This is a genomic window from Aeromonas sp. QDB63, assembly GCF_027707425.1.
GTDB classification, from domain to species: Bacteria; Pseudomonadota; Gammaproteobacteria; order Enterobacterales; family Aeromonadaceae; genus Aeromonas; species Aeromonas caviae.
The window spans coordinates 44,611-58,837 of sequence record NZ_JAPCIS010000004.1; the positions used below are offsets into that span (position 1 = coordinate 44,611).

Annotated in this window: 12 protein-coding genes; 8 read left to right on the top strand and 4 right to left on the bottom strand. The window is 55.4% G+C overall.

What is annotated here, in order from left to right; all coding sequences use genetic code 11:
* Positions 1-54: 54 nt before the first annotated feature.
* On the bottom strand, positions 55-1,494 hold the full coding sequence (pyk, locus tag PG879_RS04185) for a pyruvate kinase (protein WP_041214849.1): 1,440 nt from the start codon (positions 1,492-1,494) through the stop codon (positions 55-57).
* Between the two features lie 160 nt (positions 1,495-1,654).
* Positions 1,655-2,509 (bottom strand): MurR/RpiR family transcriptional regulator, encoded by an 855-nt coding sequence (locus PG879_RS04190; RefSeq protein ID WP_029314760.1) that lies wholly within the window; start codon positions 2,507-2,509, stop codon positions 1,655-1,657.
* 348 nt (positions 2,510-2,857) lie between these two features.
* Here PG879_RS04190 and glk point away from each other — a divergent pair, with 348 nt between their 5' ends.
* Both glk and PG879_RS04200 read left to right on the top strand, forming a co-directional pair.
* Positions 2,858-3,826: a glucokinase gene (glk, locus tag PG879_RS04195; RefSeq protein WP_039041241.1), complete on the top strand. Its 969-nt coding sequence runs from the start codon at positions 2,858-2,860 to the stop codon at positions 3,824-3,826.
* A gap of 434 nt (positions 3,827-4,260) precedes the next feature.
* A protein-coding gene (locus PG879_RS04200) for an IS3 family transposase (protein ID WP_111736006.1) occupies positions 4,261-5,411 on the top strand; the annotation gives its coding sequence in 2 pieces (ribosomal slippage) (positions 4,261-4,498 and positions 4,498-5,411; 1,152 coding nt in all).
* 19 nt (positions 5,412-5,430) lie between these two features.
* On the opposite strand, the gene PG879_RS04205 is transcribed toward PG879_RS04200, so the two are convergent.
* On the bottom strand, positions 5,431-6,801 hold the full coding sequence (locus PG879_RS04205; protein WP_214005469.1) for an ATP-binding protein: 1,371 nt from the start codon (positions 6,799-6,801) through the stop codon (positions 5,431-5,433).
* Between the two features lie 11 nt (positions 6,802-6,812).
* Complete coding sequence (locus PG879_RS04210) at positions 6,813-7,487, bottom strand: response regulator (RefSeq protein WP_041207018.1); 675 nt, start codon at positions 7,485-7,487, stop codon at positions 6,813-6,815.
* 937 nt (positions 7,488-8,424) lie between these two features.
* Between PG879_RS04210 and rfbB the strand changes: the two genes are divergently transcribed.
* The 6 genes from rfbB (at position 8,425) to PG879_RS04240 (ending at position 14,212) form a co-directional block, all read left to right on the top strand.
* Positions 8,425-9,510: a dTDP-glucose 4,6-dehydratase gene (gene rfbB / locus PG879_RS04215; RefSeq protein ID WP_270829808.1), complete on the top strand. Its 1,086-nt coding sequence runs from the start codon at positions 8,425-8,427 to the stop codon at positions 9,508-9,510.
* Positions 9,510-10,397, top strand: a complete 888-nt coding sequence (gene rfbD / locus PG879_RS04220; RefSeq protein ID WP_113725155.1) for a dTDP-4-dehydrorhamnose reductase — start codon at positions 9,510-9,512, stop codon at positions 10,395-10,397. Before rfbB ends, rfbD begins: the two co-directional genes overlap by 1 nt.
* A gap of 114 nt (positions 10,398-10,511) precedes the next feature.
* Positions 10,512-11,390 (top strand): glucose-1-phosphate thymidylyltransferase RfbA, encoded by an 879-nt coding sequence (rfbA, locus tag PG879_RS04225; RefSeq protein ID WP_042877769.1) that lies wholly within the window; start codon positions 10,512-10,514, stop codon positions 11,388-11,390.
* A 61-nt stretch (positions 11,391-11,451) separates the two neighbouring features.
* Positions 11,452-11,997 (top strand): dTDP-4-dehydrorhamnose 3,5-epimerase, encoded by a 546-nt coding sequence (rfbC, locus tag PG879_RS04230; protein ID WP_270829810.1) that lies wholly within the window; start codon positions 11,452-11,454, stop codon positions 11,995-11,997.
* A gap of 90 nt (positions 11,998-12,087) precedes the next feature.
* The gene (locus PG879_RS04235; protein ID WP_270829811.1) at positions 12,088-12,906 is read left to right on the top strand and encodes an ABC transporter permease; all 819 of its coding nucleotides are present in this window, start codon (positions 12,088-12,090) and stop codon (positions 12,904-12,906) included.
* Complete coding sequence (locus PG879_RS04240) at positions 12,896-14,212, top strand: ABC transporter ATP-binding protein (RefSeq protein WP_113725151.1); 1,317 nt, start codon at positions 12,896-12,898, stop codon at positions 14,210-14,212. The genes PG879_RS04235 and PG879_RS04240 overlap by 11 nt, the downstream gene beginning before the upstream one ends.
* Positions 14,213-14,227: the final 15 nt, after the last annotated feature.

Sequence of the window (14,227 nt, forward strand, 5' to 3'; positions counted from 1 at the left end):
CCCATAAAAAACGGCTCCCGTGGGAGCCGTTTTTGTTGCAGGGAGGAGGGGCGATTACTCGACCATCATCACCTTGCAGGTGTTGGTGCTGCCGACGGTCTCCATCTTGTCGCCGTGGGTGAGCAATACCATGTCGCCGCTTTGCAGCAGTCCCTTGGCCTTGAGCACGTCCAGCGCGTCGCGGCACACCTCGTAGACCGGCTTGGTCTCGTCGCCATCAAACAGCACGGGGGTGACGCCGCGGTAGAGGTTGGCCCAGGCCAGGGTCTTGTTGTGAGGAGACATGGCGAAGATGGGCAGGCCGGAGCTGATGCGGGACATCAGCAGCGGGGTGGTGCCCGACTCGGTCAGCGCCACGATCGCCTTGACCCCTTCCAGGTGGTTTGCCGCATACATGGTGGACATGGCCACCGCCTCTTCCACCGAGGTGAAGGTGTAGCTCATGCGGTGGTTGGAGACGTTCAGGCTCGGGTGCTTCTCGGCGCCCACACAGACGCTGGCCATGGAGGTCACGGTCTCGATGGGGAACTGGCCGGCGGCGGTCTCGGCGGAGAGCATCACCGCATCGGTACCGTCCAGCACGGCGTTGGCCACGTCCATGACTTCGGCACGGGTCGGGAGCGGTGCGTTGATCATGGACTCCATCATCTGGGTCGCAGTGATGACCACGCGATTCAGGCGACGGGAGTGGCGAATGAGCTTCTTCTGCACACCCACCAGTTCGGGGTCGCCGATTTCGACGCCGAGATCGCCACGGGCCACCATGACGGCATCGGAGCCGAGGATGATGTCTTCCATCGCCTCGTCGCTGGCGACGGTCTCGGCGCGCTCGACCTTGGCCACGATCTTGGCGTTGGAGCCGGCTTCGCGGGCCAGTTCGCGGGCGTAGCGCAGATCATCGCCGCTGCGGGGGAAGGAGACCGCCAGGTAGTCCACGTTCATGCGGGCGGCGGTCTTGATGTCTTCCTTGTCCTTCTCGGTCAGGGCCGGGGCGGAGAGGCCGCCACCTTTCTTGTTGATGCCCTTGTTGTTGGAGAGAGGGCCGGCCACGGTCACCGTGGTGTGGATGCGGGTGCCTTCGACCTGCTCGACCTTCAGTTGCACGCGGCCATCGTCCAGCAGCAGGATGTCACCGGATACCACGTCCTGCGGCAGGCTCTTGTAGTCGATGCCAACCTGCTCCTGGCAGCCTTCGCCCTTGCCGAGGGCGGCGTCGAGAATGAACTTGTCACCGATGGCGAGGTAGATCTTGCCATCCTTGAAGGTGGAGACGCGGATCTTGGGGCCTTGCAGATCGCCCATGATGGCCACGTGGCGGCCCAGCTTGGCGGCGATGTCACGCACCTGGTTGGCGCGCTGGATATGATCTTCAGGAGTGCCGTGGGAGAAGTTCATCCGCACCATGTCGGCACCGGCGCGAATGATCCCCTCGAGAATGCCGTCGCGATCGGTCGCCGGACCGAGTGTGGTAACAATCTTTGTACGTCTTGGCATGAAAGACTCCAATGTGAAGTTGATATGACTTGAAATACTGCCCCGTCAAGCATGTGGCATGGCGCCAACTGGCAGGCCATCTGGGTGGCCTTGTTTGATTGAATTTCGATACTACACCAAGCCCGTTGGCATAGACAGTCGGGGGCGGACCCCCGAATGATCAGGAGGAGTGCGGGGTATCAAAGCGGGATTCGCGCAAACCTTCTTTGACTTTCTTCAGGTTTTCGCGAAATTTCATGCCACGGCGCAGGGTGAAACCGGTGGCCAGCACGTCCACCAGGGCGAGCTGGGCGATGCGCGAGGCCATGGGCATGTAGACGTCGGTGTCTTCCGGCACGTCCATGGAGAGCACCAGGTTGCATTCGCGGGCCAGGGGAGAGTCCTTGGCGGTCATGCCGATGACGGTGGCATCGTTTTCCCGGGCCAGCGCGGCAATTTCCACCAGGGCCTTGGTGCGGCCGGTGTGGGAGATGAGGACCACCACGTCCCCTTCGCTGCTGTTGATGCAGCTCATGCGCATCATGACGATGTCATCGAAGCTCACCACGGGGATATTGAAGCGGAAGAACTTGTTCTGGGCATCCCGGGCGACGGCGGAGGAGGCGCCCAGACCAAAGAAGCTGATCTTCTTGGACTGGGTCAGAATATCGACGCAGCGGTTGATGGCCGAGATGTCCAGGCTGTTCTTGGCGGCATCGAGGCAGGCCATGGTGGATTCGAAGATCTTGGCGGTATAGGTGTCCGGGCCGTCTTCCGCTTCCACGTGGCGGTTCACATAAGGGGTGCCGTTGGCCAGGCTCTGGGCCAGGTGCAGCTTGAAATCGGGAAAACCCTTGGTATCGAGGCGACGGCAGAAACGGTTGACGGTCGGTTCGCTCACATCGGCCAGCTTGGCCAGGGTAGCAATGCTGGAGTGAATGGCGGTCTGGGGTGAGGCCAGAATCACTTCAGCCACCTTACGCTCTGATTTACTGAAACTTTCCAGATTGTTCGTAATTTTATCGAGGGTATTCATCATTACCACCAGGCATTTTTGTAATTTAACTTCAGTGTCTGTGCACTAAATTCACAGCTCAAGCAGGTTTCCTGTCTCCGCGATGACTATACAAGACAAGCGCTTATCGGAACTAATCTCGGCCCTGCAAAGTATGACTCATATCTAATTATTTCGTGTTTTTAGTTGCAAACTTCCATTTTCGTCTTGAAAACGCTTACAAATGTTGCAAAGCAACAACACTGTGAGCGGGCGCACACTTGTCTGCATAAATCGCGCAGCCCGGCTGCGGGCTCGAGTAGTATTGCAGCCAAATAATAATGTCGGGACGGTAAGGGCCGCCCCGAGTCGGTAACGAAGGAGTTTGTTATGCAGCATACCCATGCGCTGGTGGGCGACGTTGGCGGTACCAATGCCCGGCTGGCCCTCTGCGAACTGGCGACGGGCGCCATTTCCCAGGCAAAAACCTATTCGGGGCTGGCCCATCCCAGCCTGGAGGCCGTGGTGCGCCTCTATCTCGAAGAGCACGATGCCACCGTGGGCGAGGCGTGCATCGCCATCGCCTGTCCCATCAATGGTGACTGGGTCGCCATGACCAACCACAGCTGGGAGTTCTCCATCCGCGAGATGCAGGCCAACCTCGGCCTGGCACGCCTGCAGGTGATCAACGATTTCACTGCCGTCTCCATGGCGGTGCCCGTGCTCGGCGAGAGCGATCGCATCCAGCTCGGGGGCGCGGCCCCAGTCGCCGGCAAGCCCATCGCCATCTATGGCGCAGGGACCGGCCTTGGCGTTGCCCACCTGGTGCAGGCTGGTGAGCAGTGGCTGAGCTTGCCGGGTGAGGGCGGTCACGTGGACTTCGCCGCCAACACGGAAGAGGAAGATGCGGTGCTGCAGGTGATGCGCGGCGAGCTGGGCCATGTGTCGGCGGAGCGTTTCCTCTCGGGCCCCGGGCTCGTCAATCTCTATCGCGGCCTGGTCAAATCCGATGGCCGCGAGCCCGAACCTTTTGCCCCCAAGGACATCACCGAGCGCGCGCTGGCGGGGGATTGCCTCGATTGCCGCCGCACCTTGAGCCTGTTCTGCGTGCTCATGGGCCGCTTTGCCGGCAACCTGGCCCTCAACATGGGCACCTTCGGCGGTGTCTACATCGCCGGTGGCATAGTGCCGCGCTTCCAGGAGTTCTTCATCGGATCGGGCTTTCGGGTCGCCTTCGAGGACAAGGGGCGCTTCAAGCCTTATCTCAAAGACATTCCGGTCTTCCTCATCACCCATGAAGGGCCGGGGCTGCTCGGGGCAGGGGCTTATCTGCGCCAGTCGCTCGGGATCCGTCTCTGAGCCTTGCCAGGGTGAACATGGTTCAGTCCCGATTCAGTGACCGGGGCGTAAAGTGAACCTACGTACTCAAGAGGACGGGGCTTCATAGGGAATTGAAACCGGTCTTCATCCGCTGGGTGCGCATTGTCACCTGACAAGCCTGAACTGTTTTACCGGCCCTCGCGGCCGGTTTTTTTATGCCTGCCGTTTCTGCGCGAGCATGGGGCTGAGGGGAGCGGCAGGTGAGCGTCTGATGGGGGTGCAAGCTCGTCAGCCTCGCTGCCATGTGCTTGGCCTGGTCGAGGCATAAGGAGTGAGGCGTGAGACATGGAAAGCACCGGGATGGCAACGCCCGAATGCGGCAGGAGCCAGGTACTGGCTCCTGCGCTGTCTGAATCGCCCCCAGTTCCCTAGACACCTCACAGCCTTAAAATGAGGCAACTATTGGAGGTGTTATGACCCGTCAGCGTTATCCAGAAACATTCAAAATCGAAGCCGTTAAACAAATCACCGAGCGCGGGCGGCCGGTGGCTGACGTTGCACGTGCCATCGGGGTATCCAGCCACAGCCTGTATGCATGGCTCAAGCAGTACGGTAAGCCTGCTGACCAGCAGATAGAAGAGTCTGCCTTGCAAGCCGAGATCCGCCGCCTGAAAACTGAACTGCGCCAGGTCACCGAGGAGCGCAATATTCTAAAGGAGGCCGCCGCGTACTTTGCCAGCGAGTCAAGGAAAGGTACGCGTTCATAACCTCCCGACTCGACCGGTACAGTGTCGTTACCCTGTGCCAGACCCTGGGGGTTCACCGAAGTGGCTTCTACGCGTGGTTGAAACAGCCCACATCGCCACGACAGCAGGAGGACGAACGACTGACCGGATTGGTCAAGCAATCCTGGCTGGAAAGTGGTGCTGTCTACGGTTATCGCAAGATCCATCGCGACCTTCGTGACGCAGGGGAAGCCTGCGGCAAGCACCGTGTGGCCAAATTAATGAAGCGGGAGGGACTGCGTTCGCAAACGGGCTATCAACGCCGCAAGGGGCATTATGGAGGCAAGAGCACGCAAGCTGCCCCAAACACGCTGGCACGTCAGTTTAAGGTGCCAGCCCCCAACATCACCTGGGTGACTGACATTACCTACATTCGCACTCAAGAAGGGTGGCTGTACCTGGCGGTGGTGCTCGACCTGTTCTCTCGCCAGATCGTCGGCTGGGCGATGAAGTCACGCATGACGGCAGACTTGGCGGTTGATGCGTTATTGATGGCCGTCTGGCGGCGCAAACCCAAGCAGCCGGTACTGGTGCATTCGGATCAGGGCAGCCAGTTTACCGGTGGTGAATGGCAAGACTTTCTGAAGGCCCACAACCTGAGTTGCAGCATGAGCCGACGGGGTAACTGTCACGACAACGCGGTCGCCGAGAGCTTCTTTCAGTTGCTCAAACGGGAGCGGATCAAGCGCAGGATTTACGCGACAAGAGACGAAGCCCGCAGCGATGTGTTTGATTATATCGAGATGTTTTACAACCCAATCAGGCGTCATGGTTCCAATGATGGGCTGTCGCCGGTAGAGTTTGAAAGGCAGTTTATTTTTCAGCAACAAAGTGTCTAGAAAACCAGGGGCGCTTCAGTCAGGGGAGGGTGATGTGGAATCTCGCGCCGCCGAGCGGGGAGTCATCCACCCGGATCTCGCCGCCGTAGCTGTGCACGATTTCGGTCACCACGGCGAGGCCAATCCCCTGGCCGGGGGAGCTGTCAGCCCGCACGCCGCGCTGGAAGATCTGTTGCGATTTGCCGGGGTCAATGCCGGGGCCGTCGTCTTCCACCACGATGAGCAGGCCGCGCTCCCGGTGGCGGACATGAACCCGGATCTCGCTGATGGCGAACTTGCAGGCGTTGTCCAGCAGGTTGCCCATCAGCTCCATCAGATCGCCCTGCTCGCCGTGAAAGAAGACATCGTCGTCAAACTGGAAGCCGGTCTGCAGCTTCTTGTGGCGATAGACCTTGGCGAGGCTGGCCAGCAGCTTCTCGATGAGGGGAACCGGTTCGGTGCCCTTGCTCGCGAGGCGCTTTCGCCCGGTGACGGCGCGGCGCAACTGGTACTGGATGATCTGATCCATGGTGGTGATCTGTTCATTGATGTTGTCATGGATGTCGTGGCCGAGCTTGAGCTCCTGGGCGGTGATTTGGATGAGCGCCAGCCGGGTTTTCAGGCTGTGGGCGAGATCGTTTAGGGCGTGCTGGTAGCGCTGGGTCTGCTGGCGTTCGTTCTCCAGCAACTGGTTGACCGAGCTTGTCAGGGGGGTCAGTTCGCGCTCGTAGTCGTTTGACAGCGCCTCTCGCGTACCGGCGCGGATCTCGTCAATCTGGCGCGCCATGGTGCGCAGGGAAGAGAGGCTCCAGAAACTGGTGAGCAGCAACAGAGCGCCCAGCAGACAGTAGGCGAGCAGCGCCTGGCGAATGCAGCGGTAGAGGTAATCGCGGGTTTGGGCCTGATAGCGCCGGGCGGAATCGACCATCACCACGTAGTAGGTGGTGGGGCCGGCGCCATGATTGCGCAGGAAACGCAGGCTGTAGATGAAGTAGCTCTCGCCGTTCTTGATGGTATGCAGCTTGAAGAAATAGTCCTGATCCAGTCCCCCCAAGTATCTCATCAGATCCCGGCAGATGGTCTCCTTGATGGAGACCACCTCCGGCATGTGCAGGCTGGACCAGCTCAGCACTCCGTCGGCGCGGCAGATCAGGGTATCGAGATTGGGATCGATGGCATCCGGGGTGAGCTTGCCTAGATCCGTCATGGCGTGGGGCTCCGGCTGCTTGGACGAGAACAGCTTGGAGAGGTTCTCCTGCATGCGGACACTGGCTTTCTGGGCCTGCTCCTCGGCATGGCCGAGGTAGAGGATGTAGACGGAGAAGGCCATGATGAGCGCGATGACCAGCATGGCACTCAGCATCAGCTTGAGGTGCAGGGAGCGGCGGATCAGGGTCAGGGGATGCAACATGGCAAGGCGCATCAGCTGCAGGCGAGGTTGAAGATGTAGCCCTGGCGGCGGATGGTGGAGATGGGCTGGATGCTCCCTTCCGGATCCAGTTTTTTGCGAAGCCGGCTCACCATCACCTCGATGGTGTTGGGATCCCCTTCACCATCCCCATAGAGCTGATCCAGCAACTGCTGTTTGGAGACCACCTGACGGGCATTTCGCATCAGGTATTCCAGGATCAGATATTCGAAACTGGTCAGCACGGTGACCTCGCCGGCGATGGTCAGCTCCTTGCGGGAGAGATCCAGCTCGTAGTCACCCGCCTTCACTCTGGGGGAGATGAAGCCGGCGCTGCGGCGTACCAGCGCATTGAGACGGGCCAGCAGTTCGTCCTTCTGGAAGGGTTTGACCAGGTAGTCGTCCGCCCCGGCCTCCAGTCCTTCCACCTTGTCCTGCCAGTTGCCTCTGGCCGTCAGCACAATGATGGGAAAGGGGATCTGCTGCTCGCGCAGGCGGGTGATGAGCTGAAGGCCATCCATGTCAGGCAGGCCCAGATCGATGATGGCGACATCGATGGGGTAGTCGGCCGCGTAGTGCAGCGCAACCTGGGCATTGTCCGTGCTGTAAACCTGGTTCTGGGCCTCGGTCAACAGGGTGGAGAGGTGGTGATTGAGCAGCTTGTCGTCTTCAACCAGTAGGATTTTCATAAGATGCATGATGATGAGGGTCCAGGCTGTCAATTAGAGGGTCAACAAGAGGGAGAGTCAATCCGGATCCTACCTGACCCCGCTGTATCGGGACTGAATCATCCCAGACTGAACTCCTCAATAGAGTGTTTAATAAGATGCCAAAACTCTGTGACACGAAGCGATTTACATACGGTGACAGCAGTATGCGACCGTTATGATCGCAGTGGAGGGGTAGTAAGGTACGTAAATGGATCAACAGAAGAGCACACTCTTGATCTCTTGGCGCTATCCTAACAATCTGATGCCCACGAATGAGGTGATATGAGCACACTGACAGACATATTTTTTCTATTCTTCATCGAAAGGTGTCACTAGAGGATTATCAGTAAAAACACTGGTGGCATTGAAGTCAGTAGGTTAATGGGAATGCTGTTGAATCCTTACCCTATTGAGGGCCTTTTGCACCTTTTGACTATTCACCCTTGGGTTAAACAAGATAGAATCTGACCCGCGATCGGGTTTAGGGCGCAAAAAGCCCAAGATGTGAGCAATGTAGGTTCCGGACAGCCTAGTAAGGTAATGGAATGCTTAAGAATTGTTAAACATCAATCAAAACAAGAAGCTGGAGGATCTGATGGCCAACAGCACGGACAAGAAGGTTAAAATCAGCATATTGGGAGCTGTAACTCAAGGGCGGTAGCGTTTCACTTTGTTGACTATGTCATCTTTTTTATAATTACCCTCCCCACCAAGTTTATCAAATAAGAATTATTTACAAGTCGTATTGCTAGAAATTATGCAGAAAAATTAACCAAGCTTAGTTTCAGTGATATATCTGTGTGCTAGACGATTTAGTCATCAGTGTAGGCGCTTCGCAAACCTACCGTGAAGATCTTCTTCGCAAGCGTCAAACAATGTCTTGTCATTTCGTTATCTTGAAATCGGGAACCTTTCAATGAAGATCCTTGTGACTGGTGGTGCCGGCTTTATCGGTTCAGCCGTTGTTCGCCATATCATCCGGCATACCCAAGACTCAGTTGTCAACCTCGACAAGCTGACCTATGCAGGCAACCTGGAATCCCTGGCTGAGGTCTCGGGCAGCGATCGTTACGCGTTCGAGCAGGTCGACATCTGCAGCCGCGTCGAACTGGATCGGGTGTTTGCTACCCATCAACCGGATGCCGTGATGCACTTGGCCGCCGAGAGTCACGTTGATCGCTCTATCACAGGCCCCGCCGACTTCATCGAGACCAATATCGTCGGCACCTATATGATGCTGGAAGCGGTCCGCGCCTATTGGAACGGTCTGGACGAGGCGCGCAAGACGGCCTTCCGCTTCCACCATATTTCCACCGACGAGGTGTATGGCGATCTGCCACATCCGGATGAAGCGTCTGCTGGTGAACCCTTGCCACTCTTCACTGAAACGACGCCCTACGCCCCCAGCAGCCCCTATTCTGCCTCCAAGGCTTCCAGTGACCATCTGGTGCGCGCCTGGCGCCGTACCTACGGCATGCCCACCATCGTCACCAACTGCTCCAACAACTACGGCCCGTACCACTTCCCCGAGAAACTGATCCCGCTGGTGATCCTCAATGCGTTGGATGGTAAGCCGCTGCCGGTCTATGGCAAGGGCGACCAAATTCGCGATTGGCTCTATGTGGAAGACCACGCACGCGCGCTCTACAAGGTGGTGACCACGGGCTTGGTCGGGGAGACCTACAACATCGGCGGTCATAACGAGAAGCAGAATCTGGAGGTGGTACACACCATCTGCGATCTGCTGGACGAGATGGTGCCGAAGGCGGGCTCTTATCGTGAGCAAATCACCTATGTGGCGGATCGCCCTGGCCATGATCGCCGTTATGCCATCGATGCCAGCAAGATGAGCAGTGAGCTCGCATGGCAGCCGCAAGAAACTTTCGAATCTGGCATTCGCAAAACTGTGCAGTGGTATCTGGATAACGAACAGTGGGTCAACAACGTCAAGAGCGGTGCCTACCAATCCTGGATTGAGCAGAATTACGGGGAGCGTGCCTGATGCATATTCTGCTGTTTGGCAAAAACGGTCAGGTCGGTTGGGAGCTGCAGCGTGCACTCGCACCGCTGGGCCGCATCACTGCCGTTGATTTTGACTCCACCGATTATTGTGGCGATTTCAGCAACCCGGCAGGGGTGGCCGACACGGTACGTCTGGTCAAGCCGGACGTGATTGTCAACGCCGCAGCCCACACCGCAGTCGACAAGGCGGAGAGTGAGCGGGAATTTGCCGAGCTGCTCAACGCGACCAGTGTGGCGGCGATCGCCAAAGAAGCGGAAGCATTGGATGCCTGGCTGGTGCATTACTCCACCGACTATGTGTTCGATGGCAGCGGTGAGCGTCCCTGGGTGGAAACCGATGCAACTGCACCGCTCAACGTCTACGGTGAAACCAAGTTGGCAGGGGAACAGGGGGCGGCTCTCTGCGCTCGTCACCTGATCTTCCGCACCAGCTGGGTCTACGCCGCCCGTGGAGCCAACTTTGCCAAGACAATGCTGCGCTTTGGCAAAGAGCGTAGCGAGATGTCGGTCATCAATGACCAGTTCGGCGCCCCGACCGGTGCCGAGTTACTGGCCGATTGCACCGCCCATGCGATCCGCGTGGCGCAGAGCAGACCTGAGGTTGCCGGGCTGTACCATCTGATTGCCTCCGGTACCACCACCTGGTTTGACTACGCCCAATTGGTGTTTGCCAAAGCCAGAGAGGCTGGCGTTGATCTGGCGGTCACACAACTCAATGCAGTGCCGACCAGCGCCTTCCCGACCCCTGCCAAACGCCCCCATAACTCCCGCCTTGATACCGACAAATTCCAGCGCACCTTTGATCTGGTACTGCCGGACTGGACCGTCGGCGTGGAGCGGATGTTGACCGAGATCCTCAGCAAGTAAATCCCTGGTCAGGGATGTGTTGAGTGCATCCCTGGCTGGCAAGAGATAAAACGTAAAAGGTGTAGCTGCAAGCCACCTTTTTCTTTTGCAATTTAAAAATAAGAAACAAGCATCATGACCAAACGTAAAGGCATCATTCTGGCCGGTGGCTCAGGCACCCGTCTCTATCCGGTGACCATGGCGGTGAGCAAGCAACTGTTGCCTATCTATGACAAGCCGATGATCTACTACCCGCTCAGCACCCTGATGCTGGCGGGCATTCGCGATATTCTGATCATCAGCACGCCGCAAGATACCCCCCGTTTTGAGCAATTGCTGGGTGACGGCAGTCAGTGGGGCCTGAATTTGCAGTACAAGGTGCAGCCAAGTCCGGACGGGTTGGCACAAGCCTTTATTCTGGGTGAAGAGTTTATCGGGTCAGACCCCTGTGCGCTGGTGCTGGGGGACAACATCTTCTATGGCCACGACCTGCAGAAACAGTTGGCGGCGGCAGCGGCCAAAGAGAGTGGTGCTACCGTCTTTGCCTACCATGTGCATGACCCCGAGCGTTATGGGGTGGTGGAATTTGATAAAGAGGGTACAGCTATCTCGCTGGAAGAGAAGCCGTTGGAGCCCAAGAGCAACTATGCGGTCACCGGCCTCTATTTCTACGACAACAGCGTTGTTGAGATTGCCAAGCGCCTGAAGCCGTCACCGCGTGGTGAGCTGGAAATCACCGATGTGAACCGTATCTACCTGGAGCAAGGCAATCTGTCGGTGGCGATGATGGGGCGTGGCTATGCCTGGCTGGATACCGGTACCCATGAAAGCATGATAGAAGCGAGCAACTTTATTCAGACTATCGAGACGCGCCAGGGATTGAAGGTGGCGTGTCCTGAAGAGATCGCCTATCGCCAAAAGTTTATCAGTGCTGACCAGATACGTGAGCTTGCAGCGCCGCTGGCGAAAAATGCATATGGCCAATATTTGTTAAGAATGGTTGCTAACGCCTGATGTGATATGGGGGGAGGAATGTTGTTCCCCCATAAAAACTGGATCAAATGTGGGTAAACAGATGAACGTAATCAAAACAGCAATTCCTGACGTGCTTATTTTTGAGCCAAAAGTATTTGGTGATGAGCGTGGTTTTTTCTTTGAGAGTTTCAACCACAAGTTGTTTGAAGAGGCGGTAGGATATCCGGTTGACTTTGTGCAGGATAATCATTCCAAATCCTCGAAAGGGGTGTTGCGTGGTTTGCACTATCAACTGCCTCCCCATGCCCAGGGCAAGCTGGTGCGTTGTGTTGCTGGTGAAGTGTTTGATGTGGCGGTAGATATTCGCAAAAGCTCACCGACCTTCGGCCAGTGGGTTGGCGTTCACTTGTCAGGTGAAAACAAGCGACAGTTGTGGATCCCGGAAGGGTTTGCTCATGGTTTTTTCACTATAAGTGAGACAGCTGAGTTTTTATATAAAACGACAAGCTATTATCATCCGCAAAGTGACAGGAGCATATTGTGGAATGACGAGAACTTAAGTGTTAATTGGCCATCAGATAAGACGATCTTATCAAAAAAGGATGAGATGGCTGTTATGTTTTCTGATGCGGAATATTTCCTTTAGTTTTCCATTTTCATTTTATAAAACGGATGAGTTATAATATTTTGATGTGTATTCGCAAGGTATTGCTTCATTATTTTTCCAAGGTTGTTTATGAATCGAGATAGCAGTATATCACCAATTCGCATGTTGTCTTTTTATAATAATCGTCATTTAATTATCACTCTAGTTCGTCGAGAAGTTGCTGCTAGATATCGAGGCTCACTGTTTGGGAATTTGTGGGCTCTATTTACACCACTTTTTATGTTGGCTGTTTACACTTTTATTTTTAGTGTGGTATTTAAGGCTCGCTGGAGTGGTGGTAGTGATTCGCGTAGCGAATTCGCTCTGGTATTGTTTGCAGGCTTAATGGTATTTAATCTATTTTCAGAGTGCTTTAATCGAGCGCCACGTTTGATTCTGGAGAATGTCAACTACGTCAAAAAAGTTGTATTTCCACTTGATATCCTGCCTTGGGTTGCATTGGGTAGTGCCATGATAAATCTACTGATCAGTTTTTTGGTGTGGATCGCTTTTTATACTATTGCCTTTGGTATTCCGCCTGTTACCGCGTTGCTTTTCCCTGTTGTGATTTTACCGCTTGCCTTGTTAGTCATGGGCGTCTCATGGGCACTTGCTGCGATGGGGGTCTACTTGCGTGATCTTTCACAACTGGTGGGCGTAATCAGTACAATATTAATGTTCCTCTCACCGATATTCTACCCTGTTGAAGCGTTGCCAGAAGAGTATCGCCATTGGTTGAACATCAATCCACTAACCTCGGTGATAGCACAGGTGCGGGATGTGCTCTATTGGGGAAAATTGCCTTCTTGGGAGTTATACGGCATGACATTGATTGCCGGTATGGCGGTAATGTATGCCGGATTTGCCTTGTTCCAGAAAACGCGTAAGGGGTTTGCCGATGTGCTCTGACAAAGTCGCGATTGAAGTGCGTGGTTTGAGCAAGTGTTATCAGGTTTATGAGCAACCGGTCGATCGACTCAAACAGTTTGTCATTCCTCGCTTATCCCGCTTGTTTTGTGGTGCTGCCAGACAATATTTTCGCGAGTTTTGGGCGCTCCGGGACATTGATTTCACGATTAAAAAGGGCGAGACCGTTGGAATTATCGGCCATAACGGGGCCGGGAAATCCACGCTGCTCCAGCTGATTTGCGGCACCCTTAATCCATCTCATGGTGAAGTTAACGTCAATGGCCGTATTGCAGCCTTGCTTGAGCTGGGGGCTGGATTTAATCCGGAGTTCAGTGGGCGTGATAATGTCTATCTCAATGCCAGTGTCCTGGGATTGAGTAAAGAGGATATTGATGCAAGGTTTGATGAAATTGCTCGTTTTGCCGACATTGGCGATTTTATGGAGCAACCCGTCAAGACCTATTCCAGTGGCATGTACGTGCGTTTGGCGTTTGCGGTACAGGCGTGCATAGACCCTGAAATTTTGATAGTTGATGAAGCGCTGGCAGTTGGCGATATCGGTTTCCAATACAAGTGTTTCAAGCGTATGGAGGCCCTGAAAGCGAAGGGGGTAACCATTTTGATGGTGACCCACTCAACAGGCAGTATTCTGGAGTATGCCGATCGTTGTCTGGTAATGGAAGGGGGACGCCTGATTGGTGATACAACTGATGTGCTAGCTGCGGTGATGGCTTATGAAAAAGGGATGATCCTGTCGCAGGAGCAAGCCGATACCTTGGCATTGCCAGACATTGAAAGTGATGGCGATTGTCCATCGCATTCAGTCTTACTTGAAAAGCAAAAGAGTGAGGCCAATCTGGCGCTGGGTGAGAAGCGATTTGGTTCTGCCCGTGCGATTATCGCCAGCCTGACCATTGTCAAGGCGGATGGTACGCCTTTTCATGAAGAACCCCTTGTGAAATCAGGTGAAACACTGACGCTACGTTTTGAACTCTGGTCGAGCCAGAGCATTGAAGATGTTGCATTGGGACTCTCATTAAGCCGGGCCCAAGGTGGTGACATTTGGGGTGATAGCAATATTGCTGCTGGTCACCCCATAACCTTGAAACCCGGTCGCCAACTGGTGACTTATCAAGTGACCTTGCCAATTAATAGTGGCGATTATTTGTTGCACTGTGGTCTGGCATCCCTCAAGGGAGGGGAGCGTGAGGAACTTGATCAACGTCGACCGATGCAGGCAATAAAGTTCTGGTCTTCCAGAGAGCTGGGCGGCGTCGTACACGCACCTATAACCGTTCTGGCCTGAATTATTCGGAGTTAT

Bases quoted from the DNA above. Each gene is read 5' to 3' on its own strand.
- rfbC (WP_270829810.1), top strand. From the start codon at position 11,452: ATGAACGTAATCAAAACAGCAATTCCTGACGTGCTTATTTTTGAGCCA.
- PG879_RS04240 (WP_113725151.1), top strand. From the start codon at position 12,896: ATGTGCTCTGACAAAGTCGCGATTGAAGTGCGTGGTTTGAGCAAGTGT.
- PG879_RS04190 (WP_029314760.1), bottom strand. From the start codon at position 2,509: ATGAATACCCTCGATAAAATTACGAACAATCTGGAAAGTTTCAGTAAA.
- pyk (WP_041214849.1), bottom strand. From the start codon at position 1,494: ATGCCAAGACGTACAAAGATTGTTACCACACTCGGTCCGGCGACCGAT.
- rfbA (WP_042877769.1), top strand. From the start codon at position 10,512: ATGACCAAACGTAAAGGCATCATTCTGGCCGGTGGCTCAGGCACCCGT.
- PG879_RS04205 (WP_214005469.1), bottom strand. From the start codon at position 6,801: ATGTTGCATCCCCTGACCCTGATCCGCCGCTCCCTGCACCTCAAGCTG.
- rfbB (WP_270829808.1), top strand. From the start codon at position 8,425: ATGAAGATCCTTGTGACTGGTGGTGCCGGCTTTATCGGTTCAGCCGTT.
- PG879_RS04210 (WP_041207018.1), bottom strand. From the start codon at position 7,487: ATGAAAATCCTACTGGTTGAAGACGACAAGCTGCTCAATCACCACCTC.
- rfbD (WP_113725155.1), top strand. From the start codon at position 9,510: ATGCATATTCTGCTGTTTGGCAAAAACGGTCAGGTCGGTTGGGAGCTG.
- PG879_RS04235 (WP_270829811.1), top strand. From the start codon at position 12,088: ATGAATCGAGATAGCAGTATATCACCAATTCGCATGTTGTCTTTTTAT.
- glk (WP_039041241.1), top strand. From the start codon at position 2,858: ATGCAGCATACCCATGCGCTGGTGGGCGACGTTGGCGGTACCAATGCC.